Origin of the sequence: Segniliparus rotundus DSM 44985, from assembly GCF_000092825.1 — a bacterium.
In the GTDB taxonomy this organism is placed as follows: Bacteria; Actinomycetota; Actinomycetes; order Mycobacteriales; family Mycobacteriaceae; genus Segniliparus; species Segniliparus rotundus.
Genome location: NC_014168.1, coordinates 1,661,951 through 1,679,221, shown reverse-complemented (window position 1 = coordinate 1,679,221; position 17,271 = coordinate 1,661,951). Strand labels below are relative to the sequence as shown.

15 protein-coding genes are annotated in these 17,271 nt (G+C 68.6%); 8 read left to right on the top strand and 7 right to left on the bottom strand.

Translation table 11 applies throughout. From position 1 onward, the window contains the following. Nucleotides 1-37 precede the first annotated feature (37 nt). Nucleotides 38-1,684: a DEAD/DEAH box helicase gene (locus SROT_RS08440; protein ID WP_013138600.1), complete on the top strand. Its 1,647-nt coding sequence runs from the start codon at nucleotides 38-40 to the stop codon at nucleotides 1,682-1,684. 253 nt (nucleotides 1,685-1,937) lie between these two features. Then, on the top strand, nucleotides 1,938-2,702 hold the full coding sequence (locus tag SROT_RS08435) for a hypothetical protein (protein WP_013138599.1): 765 nt from the start codon (nucleotides 1,938-1,940) through the stop codon (nucleotides 2,700-2,702). A gap of 4 nt (nucleotides 2,703-2,706) precedes the next feature. Here SROT_RS08435 and SROT_RS08430 read toward each other — a convergent pair whose 3' ends face one another. The 3 genes from SROT_RS08430 to SROT_RS08420 all read right to left on the bottom strand — a co-directional run bounded on the left by SROT_RS08430 (nucleotide 2,707) and on the right by SROT_RS08420 (nucleotide 5,187). Further along, nucleotides 2,707-3,690 carry a dienelactone hydrolase family protein gene (locus SROT_RS08430; RefSeq protein WP_013138598.1) on the bottom strand — a complete coding sequence of 328 codons (984 nt, stop codon included), beginning with the start codon at nucleotides 3,688-3,690 and terminating at the stop codon, nucleotides 2,707-2,709. A gap of 47 nt (nucleotides 3,691-3,737) precedes the next feature. Further along, nucleotides 3,738-4,370: a hypothetical protein gene (locus SROT_RS08425; RefSeq protein ID WP_148223396.1), complete on the bottom strand. Its 633-nt coding sequence runs from the start codon at nucleotides 4,368-4,370 to the stop codon at nucleotides 3,738-3,740. 190 nt (nucleotides 4,371-4,560) lie between these two features. Then, complete coding sequence (locus tag SROT_RS08420) at nucleotides 4,561-5,187, bottom strand: TIGR03085 family metal-binding protein (protein ID WP_013138596.1); 627 nt, start codon at nucleotides 5,185-5,187, stop codon at nucleotides 4,561-4,563. Between the two features lie 97 nt (nucleotides 5,188-5,284). Here SROT_RS08420 and SROT_RS08415 point away from each other — a divergent pair, with 97 nt between their 5' ends. Further along, the gene (locus SROT_RS08415; RefSeq protein ID WP_013138595.1) at nucleotides 5,285-6,037 is read left to right on the top strand and encodes an alpha/beta fold hydrolase; all 753 of its coding nucleotides are present in this window, start codon (nucleotides 5,285-5,287) and stop codon (nucleotides 6,035-6,037) included. Further along, on the top strand, nucleotides 6,034-6,642 hold the full coding sequence (locus SROT_RS08410; RefSeq protein ID WP_013138594.1) for a hypothetical protein: 609 nt from the start codon (nucleotides 6,034-6,036) through the stop codon (nucleotides 6,640-6,642). Before SROT_RS08415 ends, SROT_RS08410 begins: the two co-directional genes overlap by 4 nt. Here the strand turns inward: SROT_RS08410 and car are convergent. Further along, nucleotides 6,620-10,180 carry a carboxylic acid reductase gene (car, locus tag SROT_RS08405; RefSeq protein ID WP_013138593.1) on the bottom strand — a complete coding sequence of 1,187 codons (3,561 nt, stop codon included), beginning with the start codon at nucleotides 10,178-10,180 and terminating at the stop codon, nucleotides 6,620-6,622. The genes SROT_RS08410 and car overlap by 23 nt on opposite strands. A gap of 213 nt (nucleotides 10,181-10,393) precedes the next feature. On the opposite strand from car, the gene SROT_RS16760 reads away from it, so the two are divergent. From SROT_RS16760 to SROT_RS08390, 4 genes are all read left to right on the top strand, one after another. Beyond that, nucleotides 10,394-10,570, top strand: coding sequence for a hypothetical protein (locus SROT_RS16760; protein WP_187288021.1), 177 nt, complete (start codon nucleotides 10,394-10,396; stop codon nucleotides 10,568-10,570). Then, the gene (locus SROT_RS08400) at nucleotides 10,557-12,071 is read left to right on the top strand and encodes a phytoene desaturase family protein (protein ID WP_013138592.1); all 1,515 of its coding nucleotides are present in this window, start codon (nucleotides 10,557-10,559) and stop codon (nucleotides 12,069-12,071) included. Before SROT_RS16760 ends, SROT_RS08400 begins: the two co-directional genes overlap by 14 nt. 96 nt (nucleotides 12,072-12,167) lie before the next feature. Continuing rightward, entirely contained in the window at nucleotides 12,168-12,704 is a 537-nt protein-coding gene (locus tag SROT_RS08395; RefSeq protein ID WP_013138591.1) for a GNAT family N-acetyltransferase, read from the top strand. Nucleotides 12,705-12,730: 26 nt separating this feature from the next. Beyond that, nucleotides 12,731-14,071, top strand: a complete 1,341-nt coding sequence (locus tag SROT_RS08390; RefSeq protein ID WP_013138590.1) for a CoA transferase — start codon at nucleotides 12,731-12,733, stop codon at nucleotides 14,069-14,071. A 42-nt stretch (nucleotides 14,072-14,113) separates the two neighbouring features. Here the strand turns inward: SROT_RS08390 and SROT_RS08385 are convergent, their stop codons facing one another. The 3 genes from SROT_RS08385 to SROT_RS08375 are packed head-to-tail and all read right to left on the bottom strand — an operon-like array spanning nucleotide 14,114 to nucleotide 17,216. After that, complete coding sequence (locus SROT_RS08385) at nucleotides 14,114-15,043, bottom strand: choline kinase family protein (protein WP_187288020.1); 930 nt, start codon at nucleotides 15,041-15,043, stop codon at nucleotides 14,114-14,116. Further along, the gene (locus tag SROT_RS16755; RefSeq protein ID WP_013138588.1) at nucleotides 15,022-15,876 is read right to left on the bottom strand and encodes a phosphotransferase family protein; all 855 of its coding nucleotides are present in this window, start codon (nucleotides 15,874-15,876) and stop codon (nucleotides 15,022-15,024) included. Before SROT_RS16755 ends, SROT_RS08385 begins: the two co-directional genes overlap by 22 nt. Next, nucleotides 15,873-17,216, bottom strand: a complete 1,344-nt coding sequence (locus tag SROT_RS08375; protein ID WP_013138587.1) for an aspartate aminotransferase family protein — start codon at nucleotides 17,214-17,216, stop codon at nucleotides 15,873-15,875. The genes SROT_RS16755 and SROT_RS08375 overlap by 4 nt, the downstream gene beginning before the upstream one ends. Nucleotides 17,217-17,271: the final 55 nt, after the last annotated feature.

The window sequence follows — 17,271 nt, the reverse complement described above, 5'->3', positions numbered from 1 at the left end:
ATGCGAAAGCGGCGTCGCCCCGGTAGACTCCTGCCCAGTGAACTCAGAATCTTCGGCAGACACCACCTTCGCCGACCTCGAACTGCACCCGTCGGTGCTCAAAGCGGTGCAAGAAGTCGGCTACGAGACGCCCTCGCCAATTCAAGCCAAGACTATTCCCGCCTTGCTCAACGGCCAGGACGTCGTCGGCCTCGCGGCCACCGGAACCGGCAAGACAGCTGCGTTCGCGCTGCCGGTCCTCTCTCGGATCGACCCGAAGCTGCGGCGGCCCCAGGCCCTTGTCCTCGCGCCGACCCGCGAACTCGCGCTCCAGGTCGCGGAGGCTTTTGGCCGCTACGCGTCGAAACTGCCGCAGGTGTCGGTGGTGTGCGTCTACGGCGGCGGCTCGTACCCGGTGCAGCTGCAGGCGTTGGCCCGAGGCTCCCAGGTGATCGTCGGCACCCCTGGTCGCGTGGTGGACCACCTCGAACGCGGCACGCTCAAACTCGGCGATTTGAAGTTCCTTGTGCTCGACGAGGCCGACGAGATGCTCAAGATGGGCTTTCAAGAAGACGTGGAGCGTGTGCTCGCCTCGGCTTCGCAGGACAAGCAGGTGGCGCTCTTCTCCGCGACGATGCCGGGCGCGATCCGCAAGATCTCCAAAACATACCTGCGCGACCCCGTCGAGGTGACCGTCAAAGCCGCGACGACGACGTCGGAGAACATCGAGCAGCGCTACACGCTGGTCGCCCATCACCGCAAGCTCGACCTGTTGACCCGGATTTTGGAAGTCGAGCAGTTCTCGGCGATGATCGTGTTCGTCCGGACCAAACAGGCGACCGAAGACATCGCCGAGCGGTTGCGCGCGCGCGGCTTCGCGGCCCGTCCGCTCAACGGCGACATCGCCCAGGCCGCGCGCGAGCGGACTGTGTCCGCCCTGCGCGCGGGCAAGATCGACATCTTGGTCGCCACCGACGTCGCCGCCCGAGGGCTCGACGTCGAGCGCATCACCCACGTCTTCAACTACGACGTGCCCCATGACACGGAGTCCTACGTCCACCGCATCGGCCGGACCGGCCGGGCGGGCCGCGCCGGGGTCTCGTACCTGTTCGTCACTCCTCGCGAGCGCTCCATGATCGGGGCGATCGAACGGGCGACCCGCCAGGCGCTCACCGAGGCCCCCTTGCCGACCGTCGCGGATGTGAACGCTGGCCGGATCGCGAAGTTCCGCGACTCGATCACCGAGGCGCTGGCTTTGCCGGGGGTGGAGCAATTCCGAAGGCTGGTCGAAGACTACGAGCGCGAGAACGACGTGCCGATGGCCGATATCGCGGCCGCGCTCGCCGCGCAGACCCGCAGCGGGGAAGAGTTCCTGCTCAGCGACGACCCGGACGAGTCCCAGCAGCGCAAGGGGCCCAAGCAGGATCGGGGCGGACAACGCTGGAACCACAGAGACGGCGACGACCGGGGATCGCGCGAAGGGAGGGGCTCGCAGGGCCGGGACTTCCAGGGCGGCCGCAAACCGGGCTTCGCAAAAAGGAGCTCGGGCGGCTTCGGCGGCCGTTCGGAAGGGTTCGCCGCGGGGCGGCGTGACTTCTCTGGCCGCAGGGATCAGCGCGGCGGCTCCGATCAGCGCGGCGGCTTCGAACAGCGCGGGGACAAAGGCGGCCGCAAGGGCGGCGGCCCGCGCCGTGGCTCTTGGTGACGTTCGTTTCTCTGGTCTGCGTGATCTCCTCGGTGCTGGGCGAGCGCGGGCTGCTCGAGGTCCAGCTGGATCGCGCTGCCGCGCAACGCCGGCGGCGAGGCGGTCGACGCCGAGTTGCGGGCCCAGGTCTCTGAACCCTGCGCACAATGAAAACCCTGCGCCCGATACCGCCGCGCCCGTGCCGCAGATCCTCCGAGGGCATAGAATAGTTCCGCGACCGGGATGCCCCGATGACCTTGCCGAGGAGTGAGCCATGACATATCGGGGGATGTTTTCGCGGCTGAGCGCAGTGATCGCCGGGGTGCTGGTGATTGGCGGATGCGAGCGGCCCGCGACAGCGGGGGAGTTGGGCCCCCCTTCCAGCGCGGGCCGGACTGCCGCACCGGTTTCGAGCACGCGCGACGAGTACGGGGACCTCGCCAGACGCTCGGACGGCGACCTGTTCGCGCTCTTGCCCGCGCAGGGCGATTTCCCAGAGGACACATTTGTGGCCCCCAGCCCCGCGGACTCCGCCGCCGCACCGGGGTTGGGCGAGCGCACGCTGCCGCAGACAGATCCTGTCGGCTGCTCGGTCGGCAACCCTCAGGGTTTCCGAGCGAGCGCGGTGACCGCCTCCTTGGCTTCAAGCGACGCGGCCAAGCGCACGATCCGCCTCGCCATAGGCAAACAGACCGCCGAGCAAGGCCACACGCAACAGGTCAAAGACTGGATAGCCCGGTGCGGGCAGTACCGCACCCCGCCCAGTTTCGGAGGGGTCGATGGCGAGGAGAATGTGTCCATCGCCGCGCAGGACTCCCCGGATCTCGACATCGATCAGATCGTCTCCTACGAGCAGCGGACCCAGGGCAGCGTGCGCATCGCTGGCAGCGACCAGGAGAGCGAAGTCGACGAACGGGCGGTCGTCGTTTTCGGCCAGCTTCGCGGCGTGTTCGTCTCGGCCTCATGGCGCGAAGACGACGACCGAGACCTGGCGTTGCAGTTGCTTTCGCAGCTGGTCGAGCGGGTCCGCTCAGCCTAACTGGCTACCCCGCGAGGTACTTGTCCAACCAGGAGACCAACTGTTGCCACGCGTTATAGGCCGCCGTCGCGACATAGCGGGGCCCGGTGTCGTTGAAGAAAGCGTGGTTCGCTCCGCGCTCCACAATGATCGCATGTGAGAGCCCCGCCGCCTTGAGGGCGTTTTCTGCCGCTGGCCGGCTCGCGTTGACGCGCGCGTCCTGCTCGCCGTAGAAGGCGATCACCGCAGCGTCGCTGCCGGTGAAGTCCACCGGCGCGTCTGCGGGGCCGTCTTCGTGCAATGGTCCGTAGAAAGGCGCGCCGACCGCGATTCTGGGGTCTTTCGTCAACAAGAGCTGCCAGGTCAGACCGCCGCCGAAGCAGAAGCCCATGACAGCGAGCTTTGCGCCGGGCGCGCGCCGCGCCAATTCGTCGAGCCCGGATTTCAGGTCGGCGATAAACCGTTCCGGGGAGGCTGCCATGAGCGCCTTCGTCGCCGCGTCTTGGTCCGCGAACTTCGCCGTCCCGCCTTCTTCTGAGAGCAGGTCGATGGCCAAGGCGGAGAAACCTGCGCCTGCGAGACGGCCGGGAATGGTCTTGATGTGCTCGGTGAGGCCCCGGTTCTCGTGGATCACCAACACTGCGCCTTTGCTGTTCGCCGCCTGCGACCAGGCTCCGAAGAGCTCGCCGCGAGAGCCGGGGAAGGCCACCGGCTCCACGGGCAGCGCCCCTTGTGTCCCCGGCGGCGGACCGACAGGCGCTTTGTCGCGCGAGGAAGCAGCGCTGGCCGTGCCTGCCGGATTTGGCTTGTGCTGGGCTGGTTCGGGCTTCGAGGTCGAGCACGCGGCGATGAGCGTTGCGGCGGCTGCTGCGGAGAGGCCGAGCGCGGTCAGCCGGGCGAGGGCTTCGCGACGGGGGATGACACCCTCGGCGCAATCGGTGGCCACTTCTTCGGCGATGTACTTCTCGAACACCTCACGAAGTCTATGCCACTCTCTTGAAGTGCGCATATGATGCAGCGCGCCGATGGTTTGCCAGTGTGCGGCGCGGAGGGGCGTCAGTGTGCTTTTTTCGGCGCCGGGCTCGGCTGGGGCGCGGCGGGGGACGGTGCTGGTTGTGCGGGGGGCGCGCCGGCGCACACCCGGTTCTCGTTGATCTGGTAGAACGCGGCGGCGCTGGTGATGTTGATGCCGAGGGAGCCGAGTTGGACCAGGTTGGGGCCGCCGGTTTTGGCGGTGTTGGCGGCAGAGACGGAGTTCGCGGCGTTGTCGACCGTTGTCGCGAGCGTGCTGGCCGAATTGCGCAGCTGGGCGTCCTTGATGGCGGGGTTGGCGGTTTTGAGCTCGCTGCTGAGGTGGCGCAGCGACTGCACGATGTGGTCGATTTTCGCGTTGGCTGGCGCAGGGCTCGTTGTGGTGGCGCCGGGATGCGTGCCGCTCGTTGTGGTGGCGTTCGGGCTTGTGGGCGCTGTCTCCTCGGCCGGGGCCTGGTTGCTCAGGTACGCGTTCACTTTGTCGCGCAAGTCGTCAATCGCCGGTTGCACTGTGCTCAGCGCGGCGCAGGAAGCAGCGTTGGGGTCGGCGGGAGCCGGCGCGGGGTCCGCCGACGTCGTCACGCCTACCAAGGCGATCCAGGCCGTGCTTGCAGCGATCGCGGCGGCTGCGGTGTGTCGTGAAGTCGGTGTGCGCATGCCTCTATTCAAACGACATGCAGCCGCGCGTGCGCCGCGTCGCGCGGCGTGTTACTCGACCGAGTCGAACCCCTTGCCCAATTGTGAAGATCGCCGAATTATGCGCACCGCGCCAGCCCTCGTTCCTCGCTTCCCGCCTTGACGAATGCCACGCTGACGGACACCAGCTGATCGGCCCCTCGCCGGGGCGTCAGATGCCGCGCTTGGACGCCGCCACGGCGCTCAACGCAGACGCGGAGCCGCTGATGTCGACATCGGCGGGTTCGCGGCCGTACGCGAAGAGCAGCAGCTCCTCGACCTGGCCGGTCACGGTGACCGGCTCGCCGCCCGCGCCGCCGCGCACCAGGGTCTGCCCCTGCGGCGTCACGAGCGACACCTGGGCGGGGGTTTTCTTCAACGTCAACGCTCCCAACGCCCGTATCGGGCGGGAAAGCGCCGCGCGCAGGCCCTGGCTGATCATTCTGGGCTGGTAGTCGGGCTGGGCTCGGAGGATGTCTTCCTGATGGATGAACATTTCGACCAGGTTCGCCGAGCGGTCGGCCAAGCCGAGGGGGGAGTACCACGGCGGCCCTGCGGCGACTGTGTCGAGCAGGACCTCCCAATCGCGAGACGCGACTTTGTTCTGCGCCCGCTCGGTGCGCGCGGCGAGTTTCGGCAGCACAATCCCGGCCGTGGCGTCGACGCGGAGCGATTCGCGCACGACGAGGTGCGCGATGAGGTCGCGCACGGCCCACCCTTCGCACAGGGTCGGCGCGTCCGGTCCAGCGGCCCGCGCGGCGTTCACCAAACCGGCTCGCTCATACTGGGAATACGTCACTCGATCATCTTAGGGCAGGCGCATCGCCCCCGATGGATCACCTGGATTGGTAGAGTGCGAGTGAGCAGGTTCACCTTGTGACCGTCAGGAGAGCGCGATGCCGAAATTCTTGCTGTTGCGGGGGTTGAGCCGGGAAAGCAGGCACTGGGAGGGATTCCCCGCGCTGCTTGAGCGCGGCCTGGGAGCGGCCGTCCAATGTGTGGACGCTCCAGGATTCGGCTCGGAGCATCGGCGGGTCTCGCCTCGGACTATCGCTGCCATCACGGACGACATCCGCGAGCGTTTCGGCCGGGGCGGCCCGGATTGGACCCTCCTGGGCGTCTCGCTCGGCGGCATGGTCGCGTTGGACTGGTGCGCCCGCCGCCCAGAGGATTTCGGCCGTGTGGTGGTCGTCAACACCAGCACGGCGGCGACTCCGTTTTTCCGGCGGCTCACGCCGAGCGCCCTCCCGGAGATCGCACTGGGGAGCTTCAAATCCGATGTGCGACGAGAGCTGGCGATCCTCCAACGGGTCACCAATCATCCTGCGTCGGACCGCGGAGAGCTCGCCGAACGCTGGGCGGGCTACATCGCGGAGCAGCGTCCTTCCCACACGAGCTTGGCCAACCAGATCCTCGCCGCTGTGCTTTTCCGCATGCCGAAGCATGTGAGCACCCCCGCGTTGGTCCTCGCCGCCAGGGAAGACAGGCTGGTTTCGGCCTCCTCGTCGGAAACCATCGCGGCGCGGCTGCGGGCTCCGATCCGCTATCACGAGACGGCAGGGCACGATTTGACCCTTGACGACGGCCCGTGGGTGGTGCGCCAGATCGCGGACTGGCTCCGAGACCCTGCGGCAAAGACGGCGGCATGATGGCCTCCGCAGCCCAGAGGACCCCGTTCGCTTCGGACGCCGAAGCCATTGCCTGGTGCGCGCGGCTGCGCCGGAGCAGCCTGTTTCGTCGCCGGTCCGCGTTCGCCGAGCTTGCTCGCGTCTTCCAGTCCGCGCCCGCCCCGGAATCGATCAACGGGACCACGGACATCGGCATGGTGGCAGCGCCGCTGGGTCTGCCGGTCGACGCTCTGGTGCGTTGTTTCTTCAACACGGGCTTCTGGTTGCACAAAAAATTCGACGCGGACGAGCGGCGGGGGATCAACGGGTTCGCCCGCTGGTTCCGTGTGCTCGCCCCCGCCGCCTTCCCCGGAGGGAAGTTCCGCCTCGCCGCGGACAGGCTTTGGGGCGTGCGGTTCGCGAACGAGCGCACCGAGAGCCTTGTTTTCCCCGGCAAAGAGGTTTTCACCATCGATTACCGCAGTCCTGAGACCACCTTGCCGATGCGCGCAGCGGTGGACGAGGCGGTCCAGATCTCGCCGAACGTCTCTCTTTGCCTGGGGCTCGCGGCCGCCCGCGGCCGCGCCGTCGCGCTGCTGTGGTTCACGCTCGCGCGCAGCGAGATCAGAGCAGACCGAGCTGCTTGATGTCGTCGGCGTACTTGAGCACGAGCGCTTTGCCCAGGTGGGGGATGTCGTGTTCCGCGCCGATCTTCGCCTTCTGCACGTCGGTGCGGAACACCGTGTTCCGGAAAGGCGAGCCGTCCACGGCGGGCCCTGGCCGGGCGAAGGCGTGCAGCAACGGGAGCACGGAGGCTTGGCGCTTGGATTCGGGCAGGCCGCGCAACGAGGTCTCGAAGCGCGAGAGCCACTGGTCGTAGTCGTCGATCCGTGTGATCGGGTGTCCGGCTTCGATGAGCCAGTCGACGAACTCGTCCAAACCGACGCCGTCGCGATGCGGGTTGAACACGTTGTAGCTGCGGTAGCCTTCCAAACCGTCGCCGCCGAGCGTGGTGATCGACTCGGCGGTGAAGTCCACGGGTATCCCGTCGTAGTGGGCCCGCTGCCGGTTGCCCTGGGCGTCGAGCTCGTAGAAGGACTTCGGTGCGAGCCCGGTTGCCAAAAGGCTCTGGACGAGCCGGGTGAACTGGTCGGTCGCGTTCACTTGTCCGGTGTATTTCTGATGCGCGAGGATCATGTCCGAGCGGAACACCCGAACCGGCAGTCCCGTGCGATCGTGCGCTTCGCGCAGCAGCACCTCGCCGCCCCATTTGCTGTTCCCGTACCCGTTGGCGTAGCCCTCGTCGACCGAGCGCTCAGCGCTCACCGTCCGGATGTCGCCGTCCTCGTCTAAGGCCGACGGCTCGACGCCCGCCGCGACGGCGACTGTGGACAGGTACGTGACGGGCTTGATCCGTGTGGTGATCGCGAGCTTGATGATCTCGGCCACACCGGCCACGTTCGGCCCGAACAGCTGGTTGTACGGCAGGACATGGTTGACCAGAGCGCCGGGGTGCGAGATGAAGTCCACCTCGTCGGCCAGCCGGTTCCAGGTCGCCTCGTCCAGCCCGAGACGCGGCTCGCTGAAATCGCCCGCGAGCACTTCGAGCGTCGTCGCGGCCAAATCCTGGTAATGACCGGCGAGCTTCGGGTCGCCGCTCTCGTACGCGGCGTCGAGCCGAGCCTTTGCCTGTGCCGCGTCCTTGCCGCGCACGATCGTGATGAGCTTGCCGCCGGCGGGGGCGAGCCTTTCGAGCCATTCAAGGGCGAGGAACCGGCCGAGCCAGCCGTTCGCGCCGGTGAGCAGCACGGTGCGCGGCGGGTCGGCGGGCTTGGGCAAGTGCTTCGCGGCCTCGAGGGTCTGCTCGTCGATGAACTTGTCCAAGGTCAGATCGCTGGCCTTGATCGTGGTGGAGCCTTTGCCGTGCACGGTCGCGAACGTCGGCCGGGCACGGCCCCCCGCGAGCTGCGCGTCGATGTGCTCGGCCACGGAGCCCAATGTGTTCGCGGCGCTCACGATCACCCCGACGGGCACATCGACTTCGAAGAGGTCGTGCAGGAAGTTCGAGAACGTCAGCGCGGAGAGCGAGTCGCCGCCGAGGTCGGTGAAATGGGCGTCCGGCTTGATTTCCGCGGCGCTCGCGCCCAGCATCGCGGCCGCGGCGCGCCGCACGGTTTCGAGCGTCGGGCGTTGTTGCACGCCTCTGCGGATGTCGCGCAGCTCGTTCGCCTGACCGTCCGCGAGCTCTTTGTACATCGCTTCGAGCCGTTCGCCGTAATGCTCCTTGAGCTTCGGGCGCAACGACTTGCGGGCGTCGGAGAGCAGGCCGTTCTCGACCGTGAACGGATCCGTTTCGATGATGAAGTCGCGCGGCACCTCGTAGGATTGCAGGCCCTCGTCGCGAGCGATCTTCTGCAGAGACTCCCCGAGCGCGGCTTTCGCCGCCTCGCCGACGCCGAACTTCTTCAGGGCGTCCGGGGTGGGCACGATCACGGCGAGCAAGTACGAGCGTTCGCTGGAGCCGTAGACGAAGAGCTGTCGCACCAGCGGGCTGGAGCTGTACGCGGCCTCGAGCTTCGCGAGGGTCACGAACTCGCCCTGGGAGAGCTTGAGGACGTTCTTGCGCCGGTCGACGTACGCGAACTGTTCCGGCCCGATCTGCGCGACCACGTCCCCGGTGAGGTAGAAGCCGTCCTCGTCGAAGACTTCCGCGGTCGTCTCGGGGCGCTTGTAATAGCCGGGGAGGATGGTCTGCGTCTTGATGGCCAGCTCGCCCCGGGGATGCGGGGAGTCGGTGGAGAAGTACCCGAGCTCGGGCACGTCGATGAGCTTGTAGTCGGTCACCGGCGGTTTGACGAGGTAGCCGTCGCGCCACACCGGCCCCGCCTCGGTGGACCCGTAGCCGTCCACCAGGTGGATCTGCAGCAGGGATTCGATGAAGCCAGCCAGCTCGGCGGACAGCGGCGCCGAGCCGAAGCCCGCAGTGAGGATCCGGCCGCCGAGGAGCCCCGTGCGCAGGTCGTCCTTCACCGCTTCGGCTTCGCGGGTGCCGTCCTGCACTCCCCTGCGGTCTAATTCGCTCTGGTAGTGCTGGTACAGCATCTCGACCACTCTGGGCACCAGGAACAGGTTCGTCGGACGAGCGAGTTTCAAGTCCTCGAAGAGGGTGGACAGGTCGCTCTTCGCGACGAAGTGCATGAGGCCGCCCCGGGCGAGGGTCGGCATGAGCGAAAGTCTGCTGGCGACGTGGCTGAGCGGCAGGAACGTGATGTTGATCGCTGGGACGGGCGGGGCGGCGTCCTCGTCGAACGCGGCGGCCCAGACGCCGCCCCAGAAGTGCGCGACGTTGCGCTCCGGGTACATCGCCCCCTTGGGCGTCCCGGTGGAGCCGGAGGTGTAGATGAGCAAGGACAGCGAGTCGTCGCCCGCGTCGGTGGCGGGGGGCAGCGGCGCCTTCGGCGCCGATTTCCCGCGTGCGATCACCTCGTCCAAAACGTCCACGAGCACCGAGCTGCCCGCGTCGGCGATTTTCCGCTTGGCCGCCTCGACCGCCTCGCGGTCCTCGTCCGACCCGGCGCGGTAGTCGAAGACGAGCAACCGGCGCACTGAGGGCGTGGCGAGAACGGCGTCCACGGCGGTCGGCAGGTGCTCGATGCTCGCCGCGAACAGGGTTGGCGCGGTCTCTGCGGTGATCGCCGTCAACGTCGCGAGTGTCGCGCCGGTCTGGAGCGGGACGGCGGTGAGCCCGGCGAAGACCCCGGCGATGTCGATGGCGACGTAATCGACGCTGATGAAGCCGATGCTCGCGAGGAAATCTCCGGGCTTGGCCGGGGCCTGCGGGTGATGCGCCAGGTCGCTTGCGATCGCTGTGGCGCGCTCTCGCAGCTCGCGGTAGGTGATGGTGTCGAACGTGGGGAGCAACTCGACCGAGGAGCGTCCGGTGATGGGATCTTTGACGGTCTGAAAAGAGCGCTGCCCGAGAGCCGGGCGGTCGGCGTAGCCGCTGAGGATCGCGTCGACCCGCTCCGCGAGCCGCAGCCCTGGACGCGTCGCCTGCCGCACGACCTCCGGGTCGGGGAGGGTCGCGGCGGCCTGCGGGTCCGTCGCGAGAAGCTCCGCCGCGCGACGGGCGAGACGGCTGTGCGCCGCAGACGCTTGCGGACCTTGAGTGTGCGACTGAGTCATAGTCTTCCTTCTTCCCTCGGCATCTTCTCTGTCGTTCTTAGCGGCCCTCGGAGCGAAGCTCCTGAGGAATAGTTTCTCATTCCTAACAGTAGACCTGGCAAAGGCGCCTCGCGCAGTGCTCTTTGTGTGAATTTTGGCACTGCGCGTGCATGTGGGCACTGTGGCGTGCGCGAGCCGCTCCCACAAGGCGCCGGCCGCGAGTACTCTGGCACTATGCCAGCAATGGGGAGGAGCGGCCTCCTGCAATGCCCCGACGGAGGAGCCGCGCCGCTCTGCCCGGTGGCCGCAAGGGTGGGCGAAGCGTTCGGCACGGCCCTGCGCGGCGCGGGCGGGCACCCGCTTATGCGTATCGGCGGCGACGCGGGTGGGACCCCAGGTGTCTTCGGCTGACGAGACCGACGCGGTGGTGGTCGGCTCCGGCCCCAACGGCCTCGCCGCCGCAGTGGTGCTGGCCCGCGCGGGGCTCGCCGTGCGCGTCTACGAGGCGCAGGACACGCTCGGCGGCGGCGCGCGCACCCTTGATCTCGGCCTTGGCCGCGGGGTGCGGCACGACATCTGCTCGGCGGTGCACCCCATGGCGCTCGCCTCGCCGTTCTTCCAGGCATTCGACCTGCCTGCGCGGGGCGTCGAATTGATCCAGCCCGAAATCGCCTACGCGCAGGCTTTCCCCGGGCGCGCAGCCGCAGTCGCCTACCGCGACCTCGACCGCACCAGCTCGGAGCTGTCTTCCCCTGGCTGGAAGACGCTCCTGCGCCCCCTTGTCGCGTCGCAGGAGGCGGTGACAGCCCTCGCGCTGGGCGATCAGCGCTCGATTCCCCCGGGCCTCGTCTCGAAGGCGGGCCTGCGCTTCGGGGCGCAATTCGCCGCACGTCTGACGCGGCTGCGGTTCGACGGGGCGGCGAGCTTGCTCGGCGACGACGGCGCCGCGCTTCTCGCCGGCGTGGCCGCGCATCAGATCGGCCCGTTGCGCTCCTGCTCCGCCGCCGCGGTCGGGCTCACGCTCAGCGCCCTCGCCCACGCGGTCGGCTGGCCCATCCCGCGCGGCGGCAGCCAATCCCTCGTCGACGCGCTCGTCGCCGACTTGCTCGCCCACGGCGCAAGCGTGCGAACCGGCTGCCGGATCGCTGCATTCGAATCCCTCCCGAGGGCGCGGGCGTACCTGTTCGACTGTTCGCCGCGGGCTCTCGCGCGTCTGCTCGGCGACCGCCTGCCCGGCAGCGTGCGCGCCGGACTGCTGCGCTATCCCTACGGCAACGCCGCGACCAAAGTCGATTTCGTGCTGAACGAACCCGTCCCTTGGGCAGACGAGCGCCTGCGCCGCGCGGGCACGGTGCATATGGGCGGCAGCGCGGCGCAGGTCGCGTCCGCCGAACGCGACGTCGCCGCCGGGCGCCACGCGCCCCAGCCCGTGGTGCTGGTCAGCCAGCCCGCCTCATTCGACCCGAGCCGCGTCGGATCGTCCGGGCAGCGCCCGCTGTGGACCTACGCGCATGTGCCCTCGGGTTCAGACCTGGATATGACGCAGACCGTGATAGCGCAGATCGAGCGGGCGGCTCCGGGATTCCGCGACACAATCGCCGCGTCGCAATGCGTGCCCGCTGCCCGCCTCGCCGAACATAACGAGAACTACATCGACGGCGATATCGCCGTCGGGGCTATCAGCCTCTACCGGCTGTTCGCCCGGCCGCGTCCGGCGTGGAATCCCTATCGGACCGGGCAGCAGGGCGTGTATTTGTGCTCCTCCGCGACCCCGCCCGGCCCTGGGGTGCACGGTATGGCGGGTCTGTACGCGGCTCGCGCAGCGCTGCGCGAGCGGTTCGCCGTCCGCGAGATGCCGGAGCTCGGGCCGCGTCCTGGACCAGCGGAGCCAGGAACGAAAGCATTGTTCTAGACTGGGAAGATCTGAGAGACGCTGCAATGGATTGCTTTCCCCCACGCTCAGATTTCTCCTTGTGCCAAGGGCGTCTTCCCGCCAGAAGGAATGCTCGTGCCCTCGCACCTCGAAGATCCGATCACCTACGCCTCTCCCGGCGAACACGATCACGCGGCGCTGAGAGCGATGGCGCGCCGGTCGTTCTCCGAAACATTCGCGCGCTTGCATGAGCCCTCTTCGTTCGCCGAATTCCTCGACTGCTCCTACGGCGAGGACGGGACGATGGCGCACGACCTCAACGACCCGGCGGTCCGCTGGCTGGCAGGCTTGCACCGGGGAGAGCCGGTGGGCTACGCGAAGCTGACGCCGTTGCGGGCGCCAGCGCCGCGTCCTTTGCCCGGTTCCGTCGAGCTGCAGCAGATCTACGTCCTCGCAGACTGGCATGGACGTGGCGTCGCGGACCGTCTCATGCAGTGGGCGCTCGCCGCCGCGACCGAGCTGCGCGCCCCGCAGATGTACCTCACGGTCTTCGACCACAACGAAAGAGCCAAACGCTTGTACCGCCGGCACGGATTCGTCGAAGTCGGCCGCTGCGCCTTCGTGCTGGGCGGCCGAGCCCACGACGACCGGATCTGGCTGCGGGACATGTGACGCGCCCCGCCGTTAGAATTGGCGGGATGACGGCTGTGCCAGCGCTGCACGAGGAACTTGCCCCCGCTGTGGCGGCCACCGCCGAGACGCGAGCCGCGGAAATCGCAGGGCCTCGGACCTGGTGGGCGGGCCCGCTCGACGTGGAGGGACTTGCGCTGGGCAGTGTGCAAGCCGCCTTGTCCGCCGCGCAGCTCCTCTTCGGCCCGCCCGCGCGGTTCTTTTCGGATTCGGCCTCGGTGCGCTCGGCCTTCAACTCCTTGGCCCATCTGCGGGTGGACGGCAGGGCCCCGGAACAGTTCGCGCCCCTCTCCGGGTACTTCGCGACCAGCGACGGCTGGGTGCGATTGCACGCGAACTACCCGCACCATGCGCGAGCATTGCGCACAGCATTGCAGGTGACGACGAAAGACGAGGCTGTCCGCCGGCTCGCAGGGCTTGCCGCTGACGAAGTGGCCGACCGGGTGACCAGCGCGGGGGGCCTGGCAGTCGCGTTGCGGACAGCGCAAGAGTGGCGGGACAGCCCGATGGGCCGGGCTGTGCGCGAGCAGCCGTGGATCCGTTTCGCCCTGGCAGAAGGCAGAACGAGAGCCCTGCCGGAGCCTGGCTCCCTGGACGGGGTGCGCATTCTCGACTTCACGCGAGTCATTGCCGGGCCGATCGCCACCCGCTTGCTCGCATTGCTGGGCGCAGAGGTGCTGCGCGTCGATCCGCCGGACAACCCGGAGCTGGCCGACCAGTACATTGACGCGGGTTTCGGCAAACGCAGCGCTGTGGCGGACTGCGCGGACCCTCGGCAGCTGGAGACAGTTCTCGCCCTGGCCGCATCTGCCGACGCTGTTGTGTGCGGCTACCGCCCTGGCGCATTGCGCCGGTTCGGGTTGGACGCGCAGAGCTTGCGCGAGCGCTTTCCCGATTTGGTGGTGGTGACGCTCGACGCGTGGGGCGACGAGGGGCCGTGGGGGGACCGCCGAGGATTCGACTCCCTGGTGCAGTGCGCGACGGGCATCGGCGAGCGATACGGCCGCACGGGCGCGGGCGGCGAGTGGCGCCCTGGGGCGCTCCCGTGCCAGGCGCTCGACCATGCCACCGGCTACGGCGCGGCGGCTGCCGTGCTGGCGCTCTTGGCGCGGCGGCGCGAGGCGGGGCCGGGTTGGGCGCATTTGAGTTTGGCCCGCACTGCCCAGCTCTTGCTGGATTTGCCGCCTGTCGAGCACGCGGCACGGGAGCTCCCTGTGGCGACGGGGGAGTTTGATTCCGCGCACGGCAAGCTGCGGTACGCGCAACCCCCGGTGTTCACGGCGGCCAAGCGGCTGCAGTACCGCTGGCCGCCGGGCCGCTATGGCGCAGATCCCCTCGCGTGGGCGTAGCCCCGCGGGGATGCTGCGCAGGGCGCGCGGCCGCGGGCAGCCTCAGACCGCCGCTTTCACGGCGTCCCAGTCGTAGAGCCGTACCAGCATGGCGGCGCGGGCGAGCTTCCACACGCCGTATTTGTGGTAGTCGAAGCCGCTGCCTTTCACCTTGGCGTTCAGCAGCCCCCACGCGCCCCAGAAGAAATCCGCCACGAACTGCGAGGCCTGCACCCTCGCGACCTCCGACGCGGTGGGGGAGCCGAAATAGCCGTCCAGCAATGCCTGCGACGGGTGGTCGATGAACGCTTCGGCGCACAAGAGGGCGAGGTCGGCGCTGCGGTCGTTGTCCGAGGCGTACTCGAAGTCGATGATTTTCAGCCCGTCCGGGCCGATGAGGAAGTTACCGGGCATCGGATCGTTGTGGCTCGGCACCAGGTCGAACCCGGACGCTTCGAAGCGCGCCTTGAGGTCGTCGAACTCTGCGGCCAACCAACGGGCGGGCTCGGGAACCCAGCCCCCTGCGGCACGCAACTGGCGCAGTTGCGCGTCGGCGAGGTCGAAGAGGGTGGACGGTTTGCCGAGCAGCGGCAGGCGGTGCAATCGCTGATAGAGCGACATGATTTCCGCCCCAAGCTCGGGGTCCCGCAAGTGCGCCGTGGTGCAGGCGGTGTGCCCTTCGAGGAAGGCTGCCACTTCGACCCCGGTCGTCTCGTCGAAGTGATGCACGGGGGCGGAGAGCCCGAGCGCGCCGGCGGCCTTTGCGGCGCGGTTCGCCGTGACGCGGTCGATGTACTCCTCTGTGCCCTGTCCGGGGACTTTCATGACGTACCGCGACCCAGAGGCGATGTCTGTGACCAGCCAGTTCTCGTTCGTCAGCCCGCCGGCGAGCGGCTCGGCCCGGATCTGGCGCCCGGACCACAGCGGGACCGAGCGCAACGCGGCGCGGGTCCGGTCGGGGATGGCGGCGCTCATCGCGGGTCCTGCAGCCATGCCGCCAAGTCCGAGCAGCCGCGCGTCGCGGCGAGGGCGAGGACGCCGCGCCACAAACCATATTTCACGTAGTCGACGTCCTTGTCCGGGGCGGTCGCCATCCGCCAGTGCGCGATGAGCACCCAGAGCAGATCGTCTGCCACCGACCAGGCTCGCGCCGCCATGTCCGCCTCGGCGGGCAGTCGGAGCGCTTCGAGCACGGCGGGCGAGCTCGTGCGCCAAGGGTTCAGCTCGGCGATGACGGACCCTGCCTCTTGCACCGGATCTCGCCGTGCCACCAGGCTCCATCCGGTGAGCATCGGGCCGCCGGATCGGCGCAGGAGCAAGTTCGAGACGGCTCCGTTGCCGTGGCATGGCCGGGACTGCATGGCGAAGCGTTCATGACGGGCGGCGAAACGCTCGAGCGTGTCGCTGAGCTCGTCGGCTTGAGCGGGGACGGGGATCGAGGCGGCGCGGTGCGCGTCGCGCAGCCGCGCCACGTCGTCGAACAGGGAGCGCTCGGGCAGTTCGACGTCGAGCTCGTGGAAACGGGCCCGCAGGCCGAGCGCGGCGCGGAGCAGGTTTTCGTCGGCGAGGTCGTCGAGTTTGGCGGGCCGCGCGTGCGCGATCAGCGCAGTGGTGAATCCGGTTTCGTCCGAGTCAGTGACCGCAGGGGCGATGCCCTCGTCAGCGGCAGCCGTCCAGGCGGCGAGGATCGCGGGCAGCGGCGAGGCGAACACTTCGTCGGCCGGATCATGGGCGCGGCGCAGCGCGCTGCCGCCCGCGCGGGTCCACCGCGCGCCGCAGGCGATCCAGCTCGGGCTGGGCTCTGGCTCCACCGCCGAGGACGTCATTGCGCGGCGAGTTCGCCGAGCGCCTCGTCAAGGGCGCTGACGAGCCAGTCGATATCGCGTTCCTGGAACGCGAGCGGCGGCCGAAGCTTGAGCACATTGCCGTGGGGGCCCGCGACAGAGGTCAGCACCCGCCGCTCGCGCAGCGCCTCGACTGTTTGGAGCGCCAATTGCTTGTCCGGGGTTTTCGCCGAGGGGTCGCGCACCAGCTCGAAGCCGATGAACAGGCCCGCGCCCCGCACATCGCCGACCTGCGGATGCCTGTCGCCGAGCTCCTGCAATGCGCAAAGGAGCCGTGCGCCGACTTCGCCGCTGTGCTGTTGCAGGCCCTCCTGCTCGATCACGTCGAGCACGGCCTGCCCCGCGGCCATGGCGACCGGGTTCCCGCCGAACGTGTTGAAGTAGGGGAGCGTCGTGGCGAAAGGAGCCAGGGCCTCGGCGCGCGCTGCCATACCCGAGACGGGGAACCCGTTGCCCATCGGCTTGCCCATGGTCACCAGGTCGGGGACGACGCCGTGGCGCGCGAAGCCCCAGAACGCCTCGCCGGTGCGGGCGAAGCCGGGTTGCACCTCGTCGGCGATGAACATCCCGCCTCGGCGGCGCGCTTCGTCCACCGCCTCGCGGAGCATCCCTTGCTCGCCGGGGAGCACGCCGTCGCTGGAGAAGATCGAATCGGCGAGCAGAGCCGCGAAGCCGAAACCAGCGCCGACGAGGTCGTCGATCGCGGCTCGGACATCTGCCGCGAACGCGCTGCCGTCTCTGCCGCGGTAGGTGTCGGGCGCGTCCACCAGGCGCACGAAGTCCGCGAGCGGTTGGCCGCTGCCGAGCGCGGGGGACAGGCCCGAGGTGAGCGCGCTCGTGCCGTGGTACGCCTCGCGGGTGACGATCACCCCGCGCGCGCCGGTTGCGACTTGGGCGACGCGCACTGCGAGGTCGTTCGCCTCCGAGCCGGTGCACATGAACATCACTTGGTCCAGCTCGGCGGGCATCGTGGCCAGCAGCCTCTGCGCGTAGTCGACGATGCCTTCGTGCAGGTAGCGGGTGTGCGTGTTCAGAACGCGCAGTTGGCGCCCGACGGCTTCGGCGACGGCGGGATGGCAATGTCCGACGCTCACCACGTTGTTGTAGACGTCGAGGTACTGCGTGCCGTGCGCGTCCCAGACGTAGGCTCCTTCGCCTCGGACCAGGTGGACTGGTTTCTGATAGAAAAGCCGGTAGGCGGGCCCGAGGAGTTGTTCGCGACGGTTGACGAGCTGCCGGTCTGAGTCTGGCAGCTCGTCTGGCGCGTCGCCCCGGTAACTATTGGTGTCCATGATCGTGGAGCGTGTCGGCACATTGTCCATTCTGGCCGATCGCGGCCCTTGTCCTGGCAGCGGCGTGTGAAGAGTTGGTAACGGT